30 protein-coding genes are annotated in these 18,371 nt (G+C 70.0%); 27 read left to right on the top strand and 3 right to left on the bottom strand.

The features are described from left to right. Positions 1–33: 33 nt before the first annotated feature. From ACFV5N_RS12290 to ACFV5N_RS12280, 3 genes are all read right to left on the bottom strand, one after another. Positions 34–951, bottom strand: coding sequence for an alpha/beta fold hydrolase (locus ACFV5N_RS12290; protein WP_385597684.1), 918 nt, complete (start codon positions 949–951; stop codon positions 34–36). Between the two features lie 61 nt (positions 952–1,012). Then, positions 1,013–2,257 (bottom strand): beta-ketoacyl-[acyl-carrier-protein] synthase family protein, encoded by a 1,245-nt coding sequence (locus tag ACFV5N_RS12285; protein ID WP_385597681.1) that lies wholly within the window; start codon positions 2,255–2,257, stop codon positions 1,013–1,015. Next, complete coding sequence (locus tag ACFV5N_RS12280; RefSeq protein ID WP_385597678.1) at positions 2,257–2,490, bottom strand: acyl carrier protein; 234 nt, start codon at positions 2,488–2,490, stop codon at positions 2,257–2,259. The genes ACFV5N_RS12285 and ACFV5N_RS12280 overlap by 1 nt, the downstream gene beginning before the upstream one ends. A gap of 200 nt (positions 2,491–2,690) precedes the next feature. Here ACFV5N_RS12280 and ACFV5N_RS12275 point away from each other — a divergent pair, with 200 nt between their 5' ends. From ACFV5N_RS12275 to ACFV5N_RS12145, 27 genes are all read left to right on the top strand, one after another. Further along, positions 2,691–3,710 (top strand): sensor histidine kinase, encoded by a 1,020-nt coding sequence (locus ACFV5N_RS12275; protein ID WP_385597676.1) that lies wholly within the window; start codon positions 2,691–2,693, stop codon positions 3,708–3,710. Next, positions 3,707–4,450, top strand: a complete 744-nt coding sequence (locus ACFV5N_RS12270; protein ID WP_385597673.1) for a LytR/AlgR family response regulator transcription factor — start codon at positions 3,707–3,709, stop codon at positions 4,448–4,450. The genes ACFV5N_RS12275 and ACFV5N_RS12270 overlap by 4 nt, the downstream gene beginning before the upstream one ends. Next, a complete protein-coding gene (locus ACFV5N_RS12265) occupies positions 4,447–4,785 on the top strand; it encodes a hypothetical protein (RefSeq protein ID WP_385597671.1) in 339 nt (112 codons plus the stop codon). Before ACFV5N_RS12270 ends, ACFV5N_RS12265 begins: the two co-directional genes overlap by 4 nt. Further along, positions 4,782–6,257, top strand: coding sequence for a cation acetate symporter (locus ACFV5N_RS12260; RefSeq protein WP_385597668.1), 1,476 nt, complete (start codon positions 4,782–4,784; stop codon positions 6,255–6,257). The genes ACFV5N_RS12265 and ACFV5N_RS12260 overlap by 4 nt, the downstream gene beginning before the upstream one ends. 344 nt (positions 6,258–6,601) lie before the next feature. Continuing rightward, on the top strand, positions 6,602–6,910 hold the full coding sequence (gene rpsJ / locus ACFV5N_RS12255; RefSeq protein WP_016473429.1) for a 30S ribosomal protein S10: 309 nt from the start codon (positions 6,602–6,604) through the stop codon (positions 6,908–6,910). A gap of 14 nt (positions 6,911–6,924) precedes the next feature. Then, positions 6,925–7,569 (top strand): 50S ribosomal protein L3, encoded by a 645-nt coding sequence (gene rplC, locus ACFV5N_RS12250; protein WP_019433414.1) that lies wholly within the window; start codon positions 6,925–6,927, stop codon positions 7,567–7,569. A 9-nt stretch (positions 7,570–7,578) separates the two neighbouring features. Continuing rightward, positions 7,579–8,244: a 50S ribosomal protein L4 gene (rplD, locus tag ACFV5N_RS12245; protein WP_019433415.1), complete on the top strand. Its 666-nt coding sequence runs from the start codon at positions 7,579–7,581 to the stop codon at positions 8,242–8,244. Further along, positions 8,244–8,576 (top strand): 50S ribosomal protein L23, encoded by a 333-nt coding sequence (gene rplW, locus ACFV5N_RS12240; protein WP_019433416.1) that lies wholly within the window; start codon positions 8,244–8,246, stop codon positions 8,574–8,576. The genes rplD and rplW overlap by 1 nt, the downstream gene beginning before the upstream one ends. Before the next feature lie 39 nt (positions 8,577–8,615). Beyond that, a complete protein-coding gene (rplB, locus tag ACFV5N_RS12235; protein WP_030736298.1) occupies positions 8,616–9,452 on the top strand; it encodes a 50S ribosomal protein L2 in 837 nt (278 codons plus the stop codon). A gap of 14 nt (positions 9,453–9,466) precedes the next feature. After that, entirely contained in the window at positions 9,467–9,748 is a 282-nt protein-coding gene (gene rpsS, locus ACFV5N_RS12230) for a 30S ribosomal protein S19 (RefSeq protein WP_019433418.1), read from the top strand. Positions 9,749–9,789: 41 nt separating this feature from the next. Beyond that, on the top strand, positions 9,790–10,137 hold the full coding sequence (gene rplV / locus ACFV5N_RS12225) for a 50S ribosomal protein L22 (protein ID WP_026047367.1): 348 nt from the start codon (positions 9,790–9,792) through the stop codon (positions 10,135–10,137). Then, entirely contained in the window at positions 10,137–10,976 is an 840-nt protein-coding gene (gene rpsC, locus ACFV5N_RS12220; RefSeq protein WP_019433420.1) for a 30S ribosomal protein S3, read from the top strand. The genes rplV and rpsC overlap by 1 nt, the downstream gene beginning before the upstream one ends. Before the next feature lie 5 nt (positions 10,977–10,981). After that, positions 10,982–11,401: a 50S ribosomal protein L16 gene (gene rplP, locus ACFV5N_RS12215; RefSeq protein ID WP_019433421.1), complete on the top strand. Its 420-nt coding sequence runs from the start codon at positions 10,982–10,984 to the stop codon at positions 11,399–11,401. Further along, positions 11,401–11,637: a 50S ribosomal protein L29 gene (rpmC, locus tag ACFV5N_RS12210; RefSeq protein WP_385597660.1), complete on the top strand. Its 237-nt coding sequence runs from the start codon at positions 11,401–11,403 to the stop codon at positions 11,635–11,637. The genes rplP and rpmC overlap by 1 nt, the downstream gene beginning before the upstream one ends. Further along, on the top strand, positions 11,637–11,933 hold the full coding sequence (gene rpsQ, locus ACFV5N_RS12205; RefSeq protein WP_019433423.1) for a 30S ribosomal protein S17: 297 nt from the start codon (positions 11,637–11,639) through the stop codon (positions 11,931–11,933). Before rpmC ends, rpsQ begins: the two co-directional genes overlap by 1 nt. Before the next feature lie 2 nt (positions 11,934–11,935). After that, complete coding sequence (gene rplN, locus ACFV5N_RS12200) at positions 11,936–12,304, top strand: 50S ribosomal protein L14 (protein WP_019433424.1); 369 nt, start codon at positions 11,936–11,938, stop codon at positions 12,302–12,304. 3 nt (positions 12,305–12,307) lie between these two features. Continuing rightward, positions 12,308–12,631, top strand: coding sequence for a 50S ribosomal protein L24 (rplX, locus tag ACFV5N_RS12195; protein ID WP_019433425.1), 324 nt, complete (start codon positions 12,308–12,310; stop codon positions 12,629–12,631). Next, the gene (rplE, locus tag ACFV5N_RS12190) at positions 12,631–13,197 is read left to right on the top strand and encodes a 50S ribosomal protein L5 (RefSeq protein ID WP_019433426.1); all 567 of its coding nucleotides are present in this window, start codon (positions 12,631–12,633) and stop codon (positions 13,195–13,197) included. The genes rplX and rplE overlap by 1 nt, the downstream gene beginning before the upstream one ends. A 3-nt stretch (positions 13,198–13,200) precedes the next feature. Next, entirely contained in the window at positions 13,201–13,386 is a 186-nt protein-coding gene (locus ACFV5N_RS12185) for a type Z 30S ribosomal protein S14 (RefSeq protein ID WP_019433427.1), read from the top strand. A 96-nt stretch (positions 13,387–13,482) separates the two neighbouring features. After that, positions 13,483–13,881, top strand: coding sequence for a 30S ribosomal protein S8 (gene rpsH / locus ACFV5N_RS12180; RefSeq protein WP_026047368.1), 399 nt, complete (start codon positions 13,483–13,485; stop codon positions 13,879–13,881). Between the two features lie 19 nt (positions 13,882–13,900). Then, a complete protein-coding gene (gene rplF / locus ACFV5N_RS12175) occupies positions 13,901–14,440 on the top strand; it encodes a 50S ribosomal protein L6 (protein ID WP_019433429.1) in 540 nt (179 codons plus the stop codon). 3 nt (positions 14,441–14,443) lie between these two features. Next, the gene (gene rplR, locus ACFV5N_RS12170) at positions 14,444–14,827 is read left to right on the top strand and encodes a 50S ribosomal protein L18 (RefSeq protein ID WP_385597653.1); all 384 of its coding nucleotides are present in this window, start codon (positions 14,444–14,446) and stop codon (positions 14,825–14,827) included. Between the two features lie 37 nt (positions 14,828–14,864). Continuing rightward, on the top strand, positions 14,865–15,467 hold the full coding sequence (rpsE, locus tag ACFV5N_RS12165) for a 30S ribosomal protein S5 (protein ID WP_016473411.1): 603 nt from the start codon (positions 14,865–14,867) through the stop codon (positions 15,465–15,467). Next, on the top strand, positions 15,467–15,649 hold the full coding sequence (rpmD, locus tag ACFV5N_RS12160; protein WP_019433431.1) for a 50S ribosomal protein L30: 183 nt from the start codon (positions 15,467–15,469) through the stop codon (positions 15,647–15,649). Before rpsE ends, rpmD begins: the two co-directional genes overlap by 1 nt. Position 15,650: 1 nt before the next feature. Beyond that, complete coding sequence (gene rplO, locus ACFV5N_RS12155; protein ID WP_375064142.1) at positions 15,651–16,118, top strand: 50S ribosomal protein L15; 468 nt, start codon at positions 15,651–15,653, stop codon at positions 16,116–16,118. Positions 16,119–16,331: 213 nt separating this feature from the next. Then, complete coding sequence (gene secY, locus ACFV5N_RS12150; RefSeq protein ID WP_385597647.1) at positions 16,332–17,654, top strand: preprotein translocase subunit SecY; 1,323 nt, start codon at positions 16,332–16,334, stop codon at positions 17,652–17,654. After that, entirely contained in the window at positions 17,654–18,313 is a 660-nt protein-coding gene (locus tag ACFV5N_RS12145; protein ID WP_385597644.1) for an adenylate kinase, read from the top strand. The genes secY and ACFV5N_RS12145 overlap by 1 nt, the downstream gene beginning before the upstream one ends. Positions 18,314–18,371: the final 58 nt, after the last annotated feature.

Here is an 18,371-nt window from a genome sequence, read left to right as displayed (position 1 = left end):
CCCCCGTACCGCGGGGGCGGCCACGCGCCGTCCTCAGGAACGCCCCGCCGCCGCGCCCAGCCGCACCGGCTCCGGATCCCGGGCCACCCGCCGCAGACACGGCGCGCCGGACGGCGACCGGTCGGTGAAGAAGCGGGCCGCCAGATCCGCCGTCTCCCGGGCCCGCTCCAGCACCACCCAGTGGTCGGTGTCCGGGACGGTGAGGAAGTGCCGGGCCCCGATCCGCTCCGCGAACAGCCGCTGCAGCCCGGGAGAGGTCACCGTGTCGTGCTCACCGCTGAAGACCAGCGTCGGCACCCCGGTGGGCCCGCCGGAGAAGTCCGCCCGCTCGGTCAGCGCGCGGCGCACCGAGTCCCCCAGATGCGGGGAGTGCCGGGCCGTGTGCAGCAGCGCCCGGCGTACGTACCGGTAGGCCAGCGCGCGCCGGGTGACATGGCGGCGCTCGTCCAGACACAGCAGCATCGCCGCGATGTGCTCGGCGAACGCCTCCGCCTCGCCCCGCGCCAGCAGCCGCTCGGCCTCAAGGCCCGCCCGCAGCAGCCCGTCGGAGATGTCCGCCGGGACCCCGCCCAGCACCACCCGCGCCACCCGGTGCGGCGACCGGCGCACCAGACCGTGGGCGAGCCCGGCCCCGTACGAGAAGCCGAAGACGTTGACCCGCTCGCACCCCAGATCGTCCAGGATGCCCTCCAGCGCCCGGCCCAGCAGCCCGTGGCTCGGCCCCGGCGGCAGCGGCCCCGCCCCGCCCATGCCCGGCAGATCCGTGGTCACCACATCGGCGAACGGACCCAGCGCCGTCTCCAGCTGCTGCCAGCCGCCCATCCCCTGCAGCGCCCCGCCGATGACCAGCACCGGCTCGGTGCGCACCGGGCCGGGGCCGCGGCGGGGCAGCAGCCGGTAGGAGTACGGGACGCCGCTCACCGTCAGGGACCGGATCACCTCGTCGGACATGGGGGCCTTCCTCTCGGCACGACACGGACGGCAGGGCACGGGACGGGCGGCGGCGCGCGGGTCAGTCACGGGTGAGGACGAGCGCCGCGTTGTGGCCCCCGAAGCCCAGCGAGGTCTTCACCGCGCACCGCAGCCGGGCCCGGCGCGCCGGGCCGCGCACCAGATCGAGCCCGGCCGGCAGCCCGGGGTCGGGCGTCGTCAGATTGACCGTCGGCGGGACCGTCTGCTCCTCCAGGGCCAGCACGGTGAGCGCCGTCTCGATGCCGCCCGCCGCGCCGAGCGTGTGCCCGGTGACGGCCTTGGTCGAGGTGACCAGCGGCCCCTCGCCCAGCACCCGGACGAGCGCCCGGCCCTCGATCAGGTCGTTCAGCACGGTGGAGGTGCCGTGGGCGTTCACATGGTCCACCTCGGCGCCCGTCACCTGCGCGTCCGCGAGCGCCGCCCGCAGCGCCCGTTCGATGCCCGCGCCCTCCGGGTCAGGCGCCACCATCGAGCAGGCGTCGCTCGCCGCGCCGTAGCCGCGCACCATCGCGCGGGGGGCGGCGCCGCGCGCCCGGGCGTGCTCGGGGCGCTCCAGCACCAGCAGCCCGGCGCCCTCGCCCACCACGAACCCGTCCCGCCCGGCGTCGAAGGGGCGGCAGGCCGTCGCCGGGTCCTCGCGACGGGTGGAGACCGCCTTCAGCCGGCACGCGCTGGCGATCAGCAGCCGCGACAGCACGGACTCCGCGCCACCGGCCACCACGATGTCGCAGGCGCCCGAGCGCAGCAGCTGATGCGCGGTGCCCAGCGCCACCGTGCCCGAGGAACAGGCGGTGGACACCGCCAGACTGGGCCCGAGGGCGCCCAGATCCCCGCAGACGCTGGAGGCGGCGCCGTTGACCACCGTCAGCGGCGCCAGCTTGGGCGACACCCGGCGCGGGCCCCGGTCGGCCAGCACCGCGTGCTGCTCGTCGTAGAACGGCAGCCCGCCGTGCGCCGAGCCGATCACCACGGCCACCCGGGAGCCGTCCCACGCGGCCGGGTCGAGGCCCGCGTCCGCGACCGCCTCGCGCGCGGCGAGCACCGCAAGCTGCGAGAACCGGTCCATCAGCCGCGCCGCCGCCACCCCCAGCACCGCGGCCGGGTCGAGCCCGGCCGCCGTGTACATGAAATCGCAGGGCAGCTCCGCCAGCTCCGGATGCCGCCGCACCCCCTCCGGCCGCCCGCCGCCCGCCACCGCGTGCCAGGTGGCCTTCACCCCCGTACCGGCGGCGGTGACCAGCCCCAGACCCGTGACCGCCGCTGCGAACGGCTGCCGGCCCGGCATCAGGTCACGACCTCCCGGCCGACCACCGTGACCAGTCTCCCCACGGTGTCGCGCGGGGTCAGCTCCACCGCGTCCAGATCGATGTCCAGCCGGTCCTCGATCAGCAGCCGCAGCTCCTCCAGGGCCAGCGAGTCCAGCCCGAGCGAGCCGAGCGGGGCCCCGTCCTCGACCCGGGACGCGGCGACCCCGAAGCGCTGCACGAGCAGATGGTTCACCACATCTGTTGCGATCAAGAAACTCTCCCGCGTCCGCAGAGGGTGCTGCCTACGACGGTTCAACGAGCGGGCCCCGACATGGAAACGATGGAAACGGACACATCCCCCCACCGGCCCCCCGCGCGCGCGGAGAAAGAGCAGCGCACAAGCCTTCAGCCCGCGCACACCCCTGGGTTAGCGTGCGGGCCATGGTGCGAGGGCGCGGGTGGGGACGGGGGGTGAGGGGCGACGATGTCGTACGGGTGCTGGAGGGCGTACGGGGCATCGACGCGGCGCTGCGGGACGGCCTGTACGGACGCGGCACCGGCCGGGCGGTGCGGCGGCTGCGCGCCCTGCTCGGCGCCGAAGTGGTGGTGCTCACCGACCTCGACGGCCCCGTGGCCTCGGCCGGACCGGTGGGGGAGGGGGTACGGGAGGTCCTGGCCCTCGCGTACGAACAGGGCGGCCCCGTCAGCCGCGGCCCCTGGGCGGCCGTCCCGCTGCTGGTGGCCGGCGAACTGTGCGGGGCGCTGGTGATGCGCGGCGGCGCCGAGGAGGCGCTCGTACCGGTGGGCGCGCTGGTGGCGCGCTCCCTCGACCACGCCGCGCTCGGCCGCGCCCGGGGCCGGATCGCCGCGGCCGACCTGCGGACCCTGCGCGCCCAGATCTCCCCGCACTTCCTGCACAACGCCCTGGCCGTCATCGGCGCCCGGATCCGCACCGAGCCGGAGCGGGCCAGGGAACTGCTGCACGACTTCGCCGACTATCTGCGCTACAGCTTCGCCTCGCGCGGCGACTACGCCACCGTCGCCGACGAACTCCAGGCCGTCCAGACCTATCTGGAACTCCAGCGGGCCCGCTTCGACGACCGGATGGACCTCATGGTGCGGATGGCGCCCGACATCCTCGCCGTCGCCATCCCGTTCCTGGTCATCCAGCCGCTGGTGGAGAACGCGGTGCGGCACGGTCTCGAACCCAAGACCGGCAGGGGCAGCATCTCCGTCTCCGGCTTCGGCGAGGGACCGCTGTGCGTCATCGAGGTGGAGGACGACGGGATGGGCATGGATCCGGAGTTCGCCCAGGGGGTGCTGGCCGGCACCGGCCCGCCCACCCGCAGCGTCGGGCTCGCCAACGTCGACCGGCGGCTGCGCGCCGTCTACGGCGCCGAGTACGGCCTGGTCATCGAGACCGCCCCCGGCAGCGGCACCAAGGTCGTCATCCGGGTGCCCCGGTTCCGGCGCGGGGTGGTGGCCGGATGAGCGAGCGGCACGAGGGGCTGCGGGTCCTGGTGGTCGAGGACGAGTCCGCCACCCGCGAGGAACTGGCCCACCTGCTGGACGCGGCCGAGGAGGTGCGCGCCGTGCGCGCCGCGGAGAGCGGCGAGGCCGCGGTGCGGCTGCTGGGCACCGACGCCTTCGACGCCGTCTTCCTCGACGTCTCCATGCCGGGACTCAGCGGCGTCGAGGTGGGCCGGGTGCTGGGGATGCTCTCCGCGCCGCCCGCCATCGTCTTCGTCACCGCCTCCGAGGCGCACCGGGACGCGGCCAGGGACATGGGCGCCGTCGACTATCTGCTCAAGCCGGTGCGCGACGAACGGCTCGCCGAGGCCGTCGCCCGCGTCCGCGCCGCCCGCCGCCCCGGACCCGTCGCCGACGAACTGGCCGTGGTGCGCATCGACACCGGCCGGCACATCTTCTTCGTGCGGCGCGACGACGTGTACTTCGTCGAGGCGCACGGCGACTACGTACGGCTGCACACCGGCGCCGGCGTGCATCTGATCCGGCAGGCGCTGTCCCATCTGGAGACGGTGTGGGGGCCGGCCGGCTTCGTCCGGGTGCACCGGGGCTACCTGGTCGCCATCCGGTGGGTGCGCGATCTGCGGGCCGGCTCGTCCTCGGGACTGCTGGCCCACACCCCGGCCGGGGACGTCCCGGTCAGCCGCCGGCACGCCCGCGCGCTGAAGGAGCGGCTGCTGGCCGCGGTCCGGGAGCAGGGGTGAGCGGCGAGGGCGGGCGGGTGCGCGTCACCAGCCCGCAGACCCGGGTCGCGCTCGCCCGGCGGCACCGGCCCGCCCAGCATCTGCTGCCGCTGCCCTCGCCGGAGTCCGGCGCGGACACCGAGGCCGCCCGCGCCCTCTTCCGCCGCCTGCGGCGGCTGGCCGCCCGCACGCTGGGCCTGCTGTGCGGGCTGCTCCTCGGGCTCAGCGGACTGCTGTGGCTGCTGCCGGCGCCGCTGTCCTGGGTGGTGCTGATGGTCGGCAGCTACCCGCTGCTGCTGCTGATCGCGGTCTGTCACGTGCGGGCCGCCGAGCGGAACGAGGACCGCGCCCCGTGACCTCGCTGCTGGCCATCGGGCTGCTCCTCGGCTCCAGCGTGGTCATCGGCGTCTACGGGGTGCGGGCGGCCCGCAGCACCCCGGACTTCCTCGTCGCCTCCCAGCAGATCAGTCCCGGCTGGAACGCCATGGCGATCGCGGGCGAGTACGTCTCGGCCGCCTCGGTGCTGGGCCTGGCCGGGCTGATGCTGAAGAACGGGGTCGGCTCGCTGTGGTGGGCGGTCGGCTTCACCGCCGGGTACGTGGCGGTGGCCGCGCTGGTGGCCGGGCCGATGCGGCGCTCGGGCGCGTACACCGTGCCGGACTTCGCCGACTACCGGCTGGGGTCGCGGGCCGTGCGCAAACTGTGCGCCGTGATCGTGCTGGTGATCATGTGGCTGTATCTGATCCCGCAGTTCAAGGGTGCGGGCGTGGTGCTGCACCTGGTGAGCGGGACGCCGTACTGGGTGGGGGTGGTGCTGGCGGGCGCCGTGGTCAGCTCCTCCATCGCGGTGGGCGGGATGCGGGCGGCGACCTATGTGCAGGCGTTCCACTACGTGGTGAAGCTGATCTTCATCGCGGTGCCGGCCCTGGTGCTGCTGGTACGGGCCGGGGGCGAGGGCCGGGAGCTGGCGCTGCGGGTGGACGCCGGGGCGTGGTCGAGGCCGCTGCTGGATCTCGAAGGGTCGGGGCAGCCGCTGCTGGCCACCTGGTCCGTGCTGCTGGCCACCACGCTCGGGGCGGTCGGACTGCCGCATGTGATCATGCGGTTCCACACCAGCGCCACCGCCCGGATCGCGCGCCGGGTGGCGGTGTGGGTGATCGTGCTGCTGGGCCTCTTCTATCTCTTCCCCGCGGTGTACGGGCTGCTGGGGCGGGTGTTCGCGCCCGGGCTGATCACCGAGGGGCACACCGACCAGGTGACCGTGGTGCTGCCGGGCGCGATGGTGCCGGGCGCGTGGGGCGCCGTGCTCACCGCGCTGGTGGCCGCCGGGGCGTTCGCGGCGTTCCTGTCCACCTCCTCCGGGCTGCTGCTGGCGCTGGCCGGCGGGCTCTCGCACGATCTGTCGCGGTCCTCGGTGCCCCGGCTGCGGCTGGCGGTGGCGGCCGGGGCGCTGGTGGCGGTGGGGCTGTCGCTGCCCGCGGAGCGGGTGGACATCAACGTGCTGGTGGGCTGGGCGTTCGCGGTGGCCGCCTCCACCTTCTGTCCGCTGCTGGTGCTGGGGATATGGTGGCGCGGGCTCACCGTGCCCGGCGCCGCCGCCGGGCTGATCGCGGGGGTGTGCGCGGCCACCGGCGCGGCGCTGGCCTCGGTGGTCACCGGGCCGCATCCGGGGTGGCTGACGGTGCTGCTGGCGCAGCCGGCCGCCTGGACCGTACCGCTGGCGTTCGCGGTGATGGCCGGGGTCTCGCTGCTGACCCGGCCCCCGGAGTGGGCCGAACGCGCCCTGCTGCGGCTGCACATACCACAGCGCGCGGCCGGGGACGGTTGAGCGACCCCGCGCGATTGGCGAGGGGAGTGTCCGGTATGGCACACTGAGCAGGTTGCTCGGCCCGGAGCCGATGCCGCGCGCCTCCCGCCGGGAGGACCGGAAGCGAGTCCCACTGTATTCGTCGCGCCTGTTGAGGTGCGGAAATACCGGGATCTTCCGGGAAGCGTGGGCGGGGATCCGAGCCAGGCGCCTGGTGGAAGTCATCCCCACCCTCCGCCCCGGAGAAACCTTCGGGGGCGATCCTCGCGAGGAGCGCGACACGCCCGACCGCGTGGGTCGGAGCCGGGGGCCGCGGAAGCCAGGTTCCAGGGCGTTAAACGAAGAGACAGGACTACGAAGTAGCCATGGCGGGACAGAAGATCCGCATCCGGCTCAAGGCCTACGACCACGAGGTCATCGACAACTCGGCGAAGAAGATCGTCGAGACGGTGACCCGCACGGGTGCGTCGGTCGCGGGCCCGGTGCCGCTGCCCACTGAGAAGAACGTGTACTGCGTCATCAAGTCGCCGCACAAGTACAAGGACTCGCGCGAGCACTTCGAGATGCGCACCCACAAGCGTCTGATCGACATCCTCGACCCGACCCCCAAGACCGTTGACTCGCTGATGCGCCTGGACCTGCCGGCCGGCGTCGACATCGAGATCAAGCTCTGAGAGGCACGGGAGAGATGACCAAGCAGATCAAGGGTGTCCTGGGCGAGAAGCTCGGCATGACCCAGGTCTGGGACGAGAACAACCGTGTCGTCCCGGTGACCGTCGTCAAGGCCGGACCCTGCATCGTCACCCAGGTGCGCACCAACGACAAGGACGGCTACGAGGCCGTCCAGATCGCGTTCGGCGAGATCGACCCGCGCAAGGTGAACCGCCCCCTCAAGGGCCACTTCGCCAAGGCCGATGTCACCCCGCGCCGCCACCTGGTCGAGCTGCGGACCGCCGACGCCAGCGAGTACACCCTCGGCCAGGAGATCACGGCCGAGGCGTTCGACTCCGGTGTCAAGGTCGACGTGACCGGCAAGAGCAAGGGCAAGGGCTTCGCCGGTGTCATGAAGCGTCATGGCTTCGGCGGTCTCGGCGCCTCGCACGGTACGCAGCGCAAGCACCGCTCGCCCGGCTCCATCGGTGGCTGCGCCACCCCGGGCCGTGTCTTCAAGGGCCTGCGCATGGCGGGCCGGATGGGCAACGAGCGGGTCACCACCCAGAACCTGACCGTCCACGCCGTTGACGCGGAGAAGGGTCTGCTGCTCATCAAGGGCGCGGTTCCCGGTCCGAACGGCGGCCTCGTCCTGGTCCGCACCGCGGCCAAGGGGGCCTGAGGGTAACCAATGAGCACCGTTGACATTCTTTCGCCCGCCGGCGAGAAGACCGGTACCGTCGAGCTCCCCGCGGAGATCTTCGACGCCAAGGTCAGCATTCCGCTGATCCACCAGGTCGTCATCGCCCAGCAGGCCGCGGCCCGACAGGGTACGCACAAGACCAAGACGCGCGGCGAGGTCCGCGGCGGTGGCAAGAAGCCGTACCGCCAGAAGGGCACCGGCCGCGCCCGCCAGGGCTCGACCCGCGCGCCGCAGTTCGCCGGCGGTGGCGTCGTCCACGGCCCCGTGCCGCGTGACTACAGCCAGCGGACCCCGAAGAAGATGAAGGCCGCCGCCCTGCGCGGTGCCCTCACCGACCGGGCCCGCCACGAGCGCATCCACGTCGTCACCGACGTGGTGGCCGAGGGTCTGATCTCCACCAAGGCGGTCAAGACCCTGCTCGGCAAGATCAGCGACCGCAAGAAGGTCCTGCTCGTCGTGGAGCGCTCGGACGAGGCCGGCTGGCTGTCCGCCCGCAACCTGCCCCAGGTGCACATCCTGGACCCGGGGCAGCTGAACACGTACGACGTGGTCGACTCCGACGATGTCGTCTTCACCAAGGCCGCCTTCGACCGTTTCGTGGCCGGCGAGGCCAAGGTGACGTTCGACAAGCAGCTCGAAGGGAGCGACGCCTGATGAGCGACGCGATCGCCGCCCCGGTCAGCAGCAAGGAGTTCTCGGACCCCCGTGACCTCCTGATCAAGCCCGTGGTGTCGGAGAAGAGCTACGCGCTCCTCGACGAGAACAAGTACACGTTCATCGTCGACCCGCGCGCCAACAAGACCCAGATCAAGCAGGCCGTCGAAGAGGTCTTCTCGGTCAAGGTCACCGGGGTCAACACGATCAACCGGCAGGGCAAGCGCAAGCGCACCCGCACCGGTTACGGCAAGCGCGCGAACACCAAGCGCGCCATCGTGACCCTCGCCGAGGGCGACAGCATCGACATCTTCGGCGGCCCGGTCTCCTGACGGAGGTCGAGTCGTCCGATATCGGACGAGGACTGAGAAATGGGAATCCGCAAGTACAAGCCGACGACTCCGGGCCGTCGTGGCGCCAGTGTCGCCGACTTCGTCGAGATCACGCGGTCCACGCCGGAGAAGTCGCTGGTCCGCCCGCTGCACAGCAAGGGCGGCCGTAACAACGCCGGTCGTGTGACCGTCCGCCACCAGGGTGGTGGCCACAAGCGTGCCTACCGCCTGATCGACTTCCGGCGGCACGACAAGGACGGTGTGCCGGCCAAGGTCGCGCACATCGAGTACGACCCCAACCGCACCGCGCGTATCGCCCTCCTGCACTACGCGGACGGCGAGAAGCGGTACATCATCGCCCCGGCCCACCTGAAGCAGGGTGACCGGATCGAGAACGGCCCCGGCGCCGACATCAAGCCGGGCAACAACCTGCCGCTGCGCAACATCCCGGTCGGTACGGTCATCCACGCCATCGAGCTCCAGCCCGGCGGCGGCGCCAAGTTCGCCCGCTCCGCCGGTGCCTCCGTGCAGCTCCTGGCGAAGGAGGGGCGCATGGCGCACCTCCGGATGCCGTCCGGTGAGATCCGGCTGGTCGACATCCGCTGCCGCGCCACCGTCGGCGAGGTCGGCAATGCCGAGCAGTCGAACATCAACTGGGGCAAGGCCGGCCGTATGCGCTGGAAGGGCGTTCGCCCGACCGTCCGCGGTGTGGTGATGAACCCCGTCGACCACCCGCACGGTGGTGGTGAGGGCCGGACCTCGGGTGGCCGCCACCCGGTTTCGCCCTGGGGCAAGAAGGAAGGTCGTACGCGCTCGCCGAAGAAGGCCAGCAACAAGTACATCGTCCGCCGCCGCAAGACGAACAAGAAGCGCTAGGAGCCGGCGAGAACATGCCACGCAGTCTCAAGAAGGGGCCCTTCGTCGACGACCACCTGATCAAGAAGGTGGACGCACAGAACGAAGCCGGCACCAAGAACGTCATCAAGACCTGGTCTCGCCGCTCGATGATCATCCCGGCCATGCTGGGGCACACCATCGCGGTGCACGACGGCCGCAAGCACGTCCCGGTGTTCGTCACCGAGTCGATGGTCGGCCACAAGCTCGGCGAGTTCGCGCCGACGCGCACCTTCCGGGGCCACGTCAAGGACGACCGGAAGTCGCGCCGCCGCTGAGGCGGGTGTGAATGACCATGACCGACACCGAAGGGACAACCATGGAAGCCAGGGCCCGTGCGCGGCACATCCGCGTCACGCCCATGAAGGCCCGCCGCGTGGTGGACCTCATCCGTGGGCTGAACGCCGCGGAGGCTCAGGCGGTCCTGCGCTTCGCGCCGCAGGCCGCGAGCGTGCCGGTGGGGAAGGTGCTCGACAGCGCCATCGCCAACGCCGCGCACAACTACGACCACACGGACATCGACAGTCTGTACGTCTCCGAGGCGTACGTCGACGAGGGTCCGACCCTGAAGCGGTTCCAGCCGCGTGCCCAGGGCCGTGCCTACCGGATCCGTAAGCGGACCAGCCACATCACCGTGGTCGTCAGCAGCAAGGAAGGGACCCGGTAATGGGCCAGAAGGTAAACCCGCACGGGTTCCGCCTCGGCGTCACGACCGACTTCAAGTCGCGCTGGTACGCCGACAAGCTCTACAAGGACTACGTCAAGGAAGACGTGGCCATCCGCCGCATGCTCACCCAGGGCATGGAGCGGGCCGGCATCTCCAAGGTGGAGATCGAGCGCACCCGTGACCGGGTCCGCGTCGACGTCCACACCGCCCGTCCGGGCATCGTCATCGGCCGCCGCGGCGCCGAGGCGGACCGGCTGCGCGGCAACCTGGAGAAGCTGACCGGCAAGCAGATCCAGTTCAACATCCTCGAGGTCAAGAACCCCGAGCTGGACGCCCAGCTGGTGGCCCAGGCGGTCGCCGAGCAGCTGTCCTCCCGCGTCTCCTTCCGCCGTGCGATGCGCAAGTCGATGCAGAGCACCATGAAGGCCGGCGCCAAGGGCATCAAGATCCAGTGCGGTGGCCGTCTCGGCGGCGCCGAGATGTCCCGCTCCGAGTTCTACCGCGAGGGCCGGGTTCCGCTGCACACCCTGCGCGCGAACGTGGACTACGGCTTCTTCGAGGCCCGTACCACCTTCGGCCGCATCGGTGTGAAGGTCTGGATCTACAAGGGCGACGTCAAGAACATCGCCGAGGTCCGCGCCGAGAACGCCGCCGCCCGGGCGGGCAACCGCCCCTCGCGCGGTGGCGCCGGTGACCGTCCCGCCCGGGGCGGTCGCGGTGAGCGCGGTGGCCGCGGCCGCAAGCCGCAGCAGCAGCAGAGCGCCGGCGCCGAGGCCCCCAAGGCCGAGGCTCCCGCCGCTGCCGCTCCGGCTGCTGAGAGCACCGGAACGGAGGGCTGACCGTCATGCTGATCCCCCGCAGGGTCAAGCACCGCAAGCAGCACCACCCGAAGCGCTCGGGTGCGGCCAAGGGCGGTACCGAGGTCGCATTCGGCGAGTACGGCATCCAGGCCGTCACCGGTGCGTACGTCACCAACCGGCAGATCGAGGCCGCGCGTATCTCGATGACCCGGCACATCAAGCGTGGCGGCAAGGTGTGGATCAACATCTACCCCGACCGCCCGCTGACCAAGAAGCCCGCCGAGACCCGCATGGGTTCCGGTAAGGGTTCGCCGGAGTGGTGGATCGCGAACGTCAAGCCGGGACGGGTGATGTTCGAGCTGTCCTACCCCAACGAGAAGATTGCTCGTGAGGCGCTGATCCGCGCTGCTCACAAGCTTCCGATGAAGTGCCGGATCGTGCGGCGCGAGGCAGGTGAGGCGTGATGGCGACCGGAACCAAGGTTTCGGAGCTGCGCGAGCTGAACAACGAGGAACTCGTTGCGAAGCTGCGTGAGGCCAAGGAGGAGCTGTTCCGGCTCCGCTTCCAGTCGGCGACCGGACAGCTGGAGAACAACAGCCGGCTCAAGGCCGTCCGCAAGGACATCGCCCGGATCTACACCCTGATGCGTGAGCGCGAGCTGGGCATCGAGGCCTCGGTGGAGACGGTGGAGAGCGCCTGATGAGTGAGAAGAATGTGACTGAGACGACCCCGACCTCCGAGGCGGAGCGCGGCCGGCGGAAGACCCGTGAGGGTCTGGTCGTCAGCGACAAGATGGACAAGACCGTCGTTGTCGCTGTGGAGGACCGCGTCAAGCACGCGCTCTACGGCAAGATCATCCGCCGGACCAACAAGCTCAAGGCGCACGACGAGCAGAATGCCGCAGGCATCGGTGACCGCGTGCTCCTGATGGAGACCCGGCCGCTGTCCGCCACCAAGCGGTGGCGCGTCGTCGAGATCCTAGAGAAGGCGAAGTAACCATGATCCAGCAGGAGTCGCGACTGCGCGTCGCCGACAACACGGGCGCGAAGGAAATCCTTTGCATCCGTGTGCTCGGTGGTTCGGGTCGCCGCTACGCGGGCATCGGGGACGTCATTGTCGCCACCGTCAAGGACGCGATCCCCGGTGGCAACGTCAAGAAGGGTGACGTCGTCAAGGCGGTCATCGTCCGCGCGGTCAAGGAGCGCCGTCGTCCCGACGGTTCGTACATCCGCTTCGACGAGAACGCCGCCGTCATTCTGAAGAACGACGGCGACCCCCGCGGCACCCGTATCTTCGGCCCTGTCGGCCGTGAGCTGCGCGAGAAGAAGTTCATGAAGATCATCTCCCTCGCGCCGGAGGTGCTGTAACCGATGAAGATCAAGAAGGGCGACCTGGTCCAGGTCATCACCGGAAAGGACAAGGGCAAGCAGGGCAAGGTCATCGTGGCCTTCCCCCGCGAGGACCGCGTCCTGGTCGAGGGTGTCAACCGGGTCAAGAAGCACACCAAGGCCGGACAGACGGCCCGTGGTTCGAAGACCGGTGGCATCGTGACGACCGAAGCCCCGATCCACGTGAGCAATGTCGCGCTCGTCGTGGAGAAGGACGGCAAGAAGGTCACCACCCGCGTCGGTTACCGCTTCGACGACGAGGGCAACAAGATCCGCGTTGCCCGGCGGACCGGTGAGGACATCTGATGACTGCCACTGCCACCACCGCGATCCCGCGTCTGAAGACGCGCTACCGCGAAGAGATCGCCGGCAAGCTGCACGACGAGTTCAAGTACGAGAACGTCATGCAGATCCCCGGCCTGACCAAGATCGTGGTCAACATGGGTGTGGGCGACGCCGCCCGCGACTCCAAGCTGATCGAGGGCGCCATCCGCGACCTCGCCACGATCACCGGACAGAAGCCGTCCGTGACGAAGGCCCGCAAGTCCATCGCGCAGTTCAAGCTGCGCGAGGGGCAGCCGATCGGGGCGCACACCACGCTGCGCGGCGACCGGATGTGGGAGTTCCTCGACCGTCTGCTGTCGCTGGCGCTGCCGCGCATCCGCGACTTCCGGGGCCTGTCCCCGAAGCAGTTCGACGGCCGGGGGAACTACACCTTCGGGCTGACCGAGCAGGTCATGTTCCACGAGATCGACCCGGACAAGATCGACCGGGTCCGTGGTATGGACATCACCGTGGTGACCACGGCGACCACCGACGAGGAGGGCCGCGCCCTGCTGCGTCACCTCGGTTTCCCGTTCAAGGAGGCGTGAGCCATGGCGAAGAAGGCCCTGATCCAGAAGGCCGCTCGCAAGCCGAAGTTCGCGGTGCGCGGGTACACCCGCTGCCAGCGCTGCGGACGGCCGCACTCCGTGTACCGCAAGTTCGGCCTGTGCCGTGTGTGCCTTCGCGAGATGGCGCACCGCGGCGAGCTGCCGGGCGTCACCAAGAGCTCCTGGTAATCACTACTACGCCGTAGGTCCTCGGGGTCCGCTGCTCACACTTCGGTGGGTGGCGGCCCCGGGGAAACCCCGGTGGGAGAGGCCGAAGGCCATCTCATGACCATGACCGACCCGATCGCAGACATGCTCACGCGTCTGCGGAACGCGAACTCGGCGTACCACGACACCGTCGTGATGCCGCACAGCAAGATCAAGACGCACATCGCGGAGATCCTCCAGCAGGAGGGCTACATCACCGGCTGGAAGACCGAGGAGGCCCCCGTCGGCCAGAGCCTCGTGCTCGAGCTGAAGTACGGCCCGAACCGCGAGCGTTCGATCGCCGGCATCAAGCGGATCTCGAAGCCGGGCCTGCGGGTCTACGCGAAGTCCACCAACCTGCCCCGCGTGCTGGGCGGCCTCGGCGTGGCGATCATCTCCACGTCCAACGGCCTCCTGACCGGCCAGCAGGCTCAGAAGAAGGGCGTGGGTGGGGAAGTCCTCGCCTACGTCTGGTAACGGAAGGGAACGGATAGCCATGTCGCGTATCGGCAAGCTCCCCATCCAGGTTCCCGCCGGTGTGGACGTCACCATCGACGGCCGTACGGTCGCGGTGAAGGGCCCCAAGGGCTCTCTCTCGCACACGGTCGCCGCGCCTATCGACGTCGAGCGGAGTGAGGACGGCACCATCGTCGTCTCCCGCCCGAACGACGAGAACCGGAACAAGTCCCTGCACGGCCTGTCCCGCACGCTGGTGGCGAACCTGATCATCGGCGTGACCGAGGGGTACAGCAAGGACCTCGAAATCAGCGGTGTCGGTTACCGCGTGGCCGCGAAGGGCTCCAACCTGGAGTTCTCCCTCGGCTACAGCCACCCGATCCTCGTCGAGGCCCCCGAGGGCATCACCTTCAAGGTGGACTCGCCCACGAAGCTGAGCGTCCAGGGGATCGACAAGCAGAAGGTCGGCGAGGTCGCCGCGAAGATCCGCAAGCTGCGCAAGCCCGACCCGTACAAGGCCAAGGGCGTCAAGTACGCGGGCGAGGTCATCCGCCGCAAGGTCGGAAAGGCTGGTAAGTAAGCCATGGCATACGGCATCAAGATCGCCAAGGGCGATGCCCGTAAGCGTACGGCGAACAAGCGGCGTCACCTGCGGATCCGCAAGAAGGTCTCGGGCACTGCCGAGCGTCCGCGCCTGGTCGTGACCCGCTCGAACCGTCACATGGTGGCCCAGGTCATCGACGACATCGAGGGTCACACGCTGGCGTCGGCCTCCTCCCTGGATGTCTCCATCCGGGGCAACGAGGGCGACAAGAGCGACAAGGCCAAGAAGGTCGGCGCCCTGGTGGCCGAGCGGGCCAAGGCCGCGGGCATCGAGGCCGTGGTCTTCGACCGTGGCGGCAACAAGTACGCCGGGCGCGTGGCCGCGCTCGCGGACGCCGCCCGTGAGGCGGGGCTCAAGTTCTGAGCCGGTTCCGTCGACTGATTCGAGAGAGGTAATTCCAATGGCTGGACCCCAGCGCCGCGGTGGCGGCGCCGGTGGCGGCGAGCGACGGGACCGTAAGGGTCGGGACGGTGGCGCTGCCGCCGAGAAGACCGCGTACGTCGAGCGTGTCGTCGCGATCAACCGCGTCGCCAAGGTTGTGAAGGGTGGTCGTCGCTTCAGCTTCACCGCGCTGGTCGTGGTGGGCGACGGTGACGGCACCGTGGGTGTCGGTTACGGCAAGGCCAAGGAGGTGCCGGCCGCCATCGCCAAGGGTGTGGAGGAGGCCAAGAAGCACTTCTTCAAGGTCCCCCGTATCCAGGGCACCATCCCGCACCCGATCCAGGGTGAGGAGGCCGCGGGTGTCGTGCTGCTCAAGCCGGCGTCCCCCGGTACCGGTGTGATCGCCGGTGGCCCGGTGCGCGCCGTCCTGGAGTGCGCGGGCATCCACGACGTGCTGAGCAAGTCGCTCGGTTCGTCGAACCCCATCAACATCGTGCACGCCACGGTGGCCGCTCTGCGGGGTCTTCAGCGCCCCGAGGAGATCGCCGCCCGCCGTGGCCTGCCGCTGGAGGACGTGGCTCCCGCCGCTCTGCTGCGGGCCAGGGCCGGGGTGAGTGCGTGATGGCGCGTCTGAAGATCACCCAGGTCAAGTCCTACATCGGCAGCAAGCAGAATCACCGTGACTCGCTGCGTTCGCTCGGTCTGAAGAAGATCAACGACGTGGTCGTCAAGGACGACCGCCCGGAGATCCGCGGCATGGCCAACGCGGTGCGGCACCTGGTGAAGGTCGAGGAGGTCGACTGACATGGCGCAGGAAGAGAACAGCGGCGCGCCGCTGAAGCTGCACCACCTGCGGCCCGCCCCCGGCGCCAAGACCGCCAAGATCCGGGTGGGTCGTGGTGAGGCGTCGAAGGGCAAGACCGCCGGCCGCGGTACCAAGGGCACCAAGGCCCGGTACCAGGTGCGGGCGGGCTTCGAGGGCGGGCAGCTGCCGCTGCACATGCGGCTGCCCAAGCTCAAGGGCTTCAACAACCCGAACCACAAGCAGTTCCAGGTCGTCAACCTGGAGAAGCTGGCGCAGTTGTACCCCGAGGGTGGCGACGTGACCGTCGCCGACCTCGTGGCCAAGGGCGCGGTGCGGAAGAACGAGCTGGTGAAGGTCCTCGGCTCCGGTGACATCTCGGTGGCGCTGACGGTGACGGTTGACGCCGTCTCCGGCTCCGCCAAGGAGAAGATCACCGCGGCCGGCGGCACCGTGACCGAGCTGCTCTGAGCCGCATGAAGTGCGAGTGACCGGGGATGCCTGAAGGAGGCATCCCCGGTCAGTCGTTCCGGCCCGGCGCATCCGCCGGTAAGGTGGCGTGCGTTGCCGTCAACCGGGGCCGACCGCTGCCCGGCGGGCAGCGGAGTTCGTGCCCAGCTTTCTATCCGTTGACCTTCAAGACCATCACCTCTCGCGCGCGCCGCGGGGGGCGCAGGAGGAACCGTGCTCACCGCGTTCGCCCGGGCGTTCCGGACGCCTGACCTGCGCAAGAAGCTGCTCTTCACGCTCGGCATCGTGGTGCTGTTCCGCTTCGGGCAGCACATCCCGGTTCCCGGTGTGAGTTTCCAGAACGTCCAGGAGTGTGTGGACCAGGCCGCGGCCGGAGGCAATTCCGGGCTCTTCGGTCTGGTCAACATGTTCAGCGGTGGGGCTCTGCTCCAGCTGACGATCTTCGCGCTCGGCATCATGCCGTACATCACCGCGAGCATCATTCTGCAGCTGCTTGTCGTCGTGATCCCCCGCCTCGAGGCCCTGAAGAAGGAGGGCCAGTCGGGGCAGGCGAAGATCACCCAGTACACGCGTTATCTGACGATGGCCCTGGCGGTGCTCCAGGCCACCGGTCTGGTGGCCACCGCCCGCAGCGGCTCGCTCTTCCCGAACTGTACGGTCGCGGGCGAGATCATCCCCTCCGACTCGATCTTCACCACGCTCCTCATGGTGATCGTGCTGACCTCGGCCACCGCGCTGATCATGTGGATGGGTGAGCTGATCACCGACCGCGGCATCGGCAACGGCATGTCGATGCTGATGTTCACCTCGATCGCGGCCGGCTTCCCGTCGGCGCTGTGGCAGATCAAGCTCTCCGGCTCGCTGGCGGACGGCTGGATCGAGTTCGGCGTCGTGGTGGCCTGTGGCCTGGCGATGGTGGGCCTGGTCGTCTTCGTGGAGCTGGCGCAGCGCCGGATCCCGGTGCAGTACGCCAAGCGCATGATCGGCCGGCGCTCGTACGGCGGCACGTCCACGTACATCCCGCTCAAGGTCAACCAGGCCGGTGTGATCCCGGTGATCTTCGCGTCCTCGCTGCTCTACATCCCGCAGCTGCTGGTGCAGTTCGCCGGGACGGACGCGGGCGGCTGGTCGACGTGGGTGCAGCGGTACTTCACCGGTGGTGACCACCCGTACTACATCATCACCTACTTCCTGCTGATCGTCTTCTTCGCGTTCTTCTACGTGGCCATCACCTTCAACCCCGAAGACGTGGCCGAAAACATGAAGAAGTATGGTGGTTTCATCCCGGGCATCCGGGCTGGCCGACCCACGGTCGAATACCTGAGCTATGTGCTGAACCGCATCACCTGGCCCGGGTCGCTGTACCTGGGTCTGATCGCGCTGGTGCCCACCGTGGCGCTGGTGATGTTCAACGCCCAGCAGGACTTCCCCTTCGGTGGCACATCCATCCTGATCATCGTGGGTGTCGGCCTGGAAACGGTGCGGCAGATCGAGAGCCAGCTCCACCAGCGCAATTACGAAGGGTTCCTCCGCTGATGCGAATCGTCCTCGTCGGACCGCCGGGCGCGGGCAAGGGCACGCAGGCCGCGCTCCTCGCCGAACGTCTCGGTATTCCGCACATCTCGACCGGAAACCTGTTCCGGGACAACATCAGCCAGGGCACGGAGCTGGGCCTCGCGGTCAAGCAGATCCTGGACGAGGGTGGTCTGGTCCCGGACGAGGTGACCATCGCGATGGCGGCGGACCGGCTCGCGCAGCCGGACGCCGGGGACGGTTTTCTGCTGGACGGCTTCCCGCGCAACATCGCCCAGGCCCAGGCGCTGGACGAGTTGCTGGGCAGGGACGGGCACAAGCTGACCGCGGTGCTCGACCTGGAGGTCCCCGAGGACGAGGTGGTCAAGCGGATCGCCGGCCGCCGGATGTGCCGCAAGAACAGCCAGCACGTCTTCCACATGGAGTACGCGCCGCCGGCCGTCCCGGGCGTCTGCGACGAGTGCGGCGGTGAGCTGTACCAGCGCAGCGACGACCAGGAGGACACGGTCCGGCACCGGCTGGAGCTGTACCACCAGGAGACCGAGCCGATCATCGGCTACTACCGTGAGCAGGGCCTCGTCGTGACCATTGAGGCACTCGGTCCCGTTCCGGAGATCACGCAGCGCGCGCTGTCGGCGCTGCCCGAGGCGGACGCCGCGTAGCGCGGCGCGTACGGGGCGTGGCCCCGCCGCTGTGACGGCCGCAGCGACCGCCTCGGGC

It is taken from the genome of Streptomyces sp. NPDC059853, assembly GCF_042731495.1.
Classification (GTDB): Bacteria; Actinomycetota; Actinomycetes; order Streptomycetales; family Streptomycetaceae; genus Streptomyces.
This window is presented reverse-complemented; position numbering and strand designations above follow the sequence as displayed.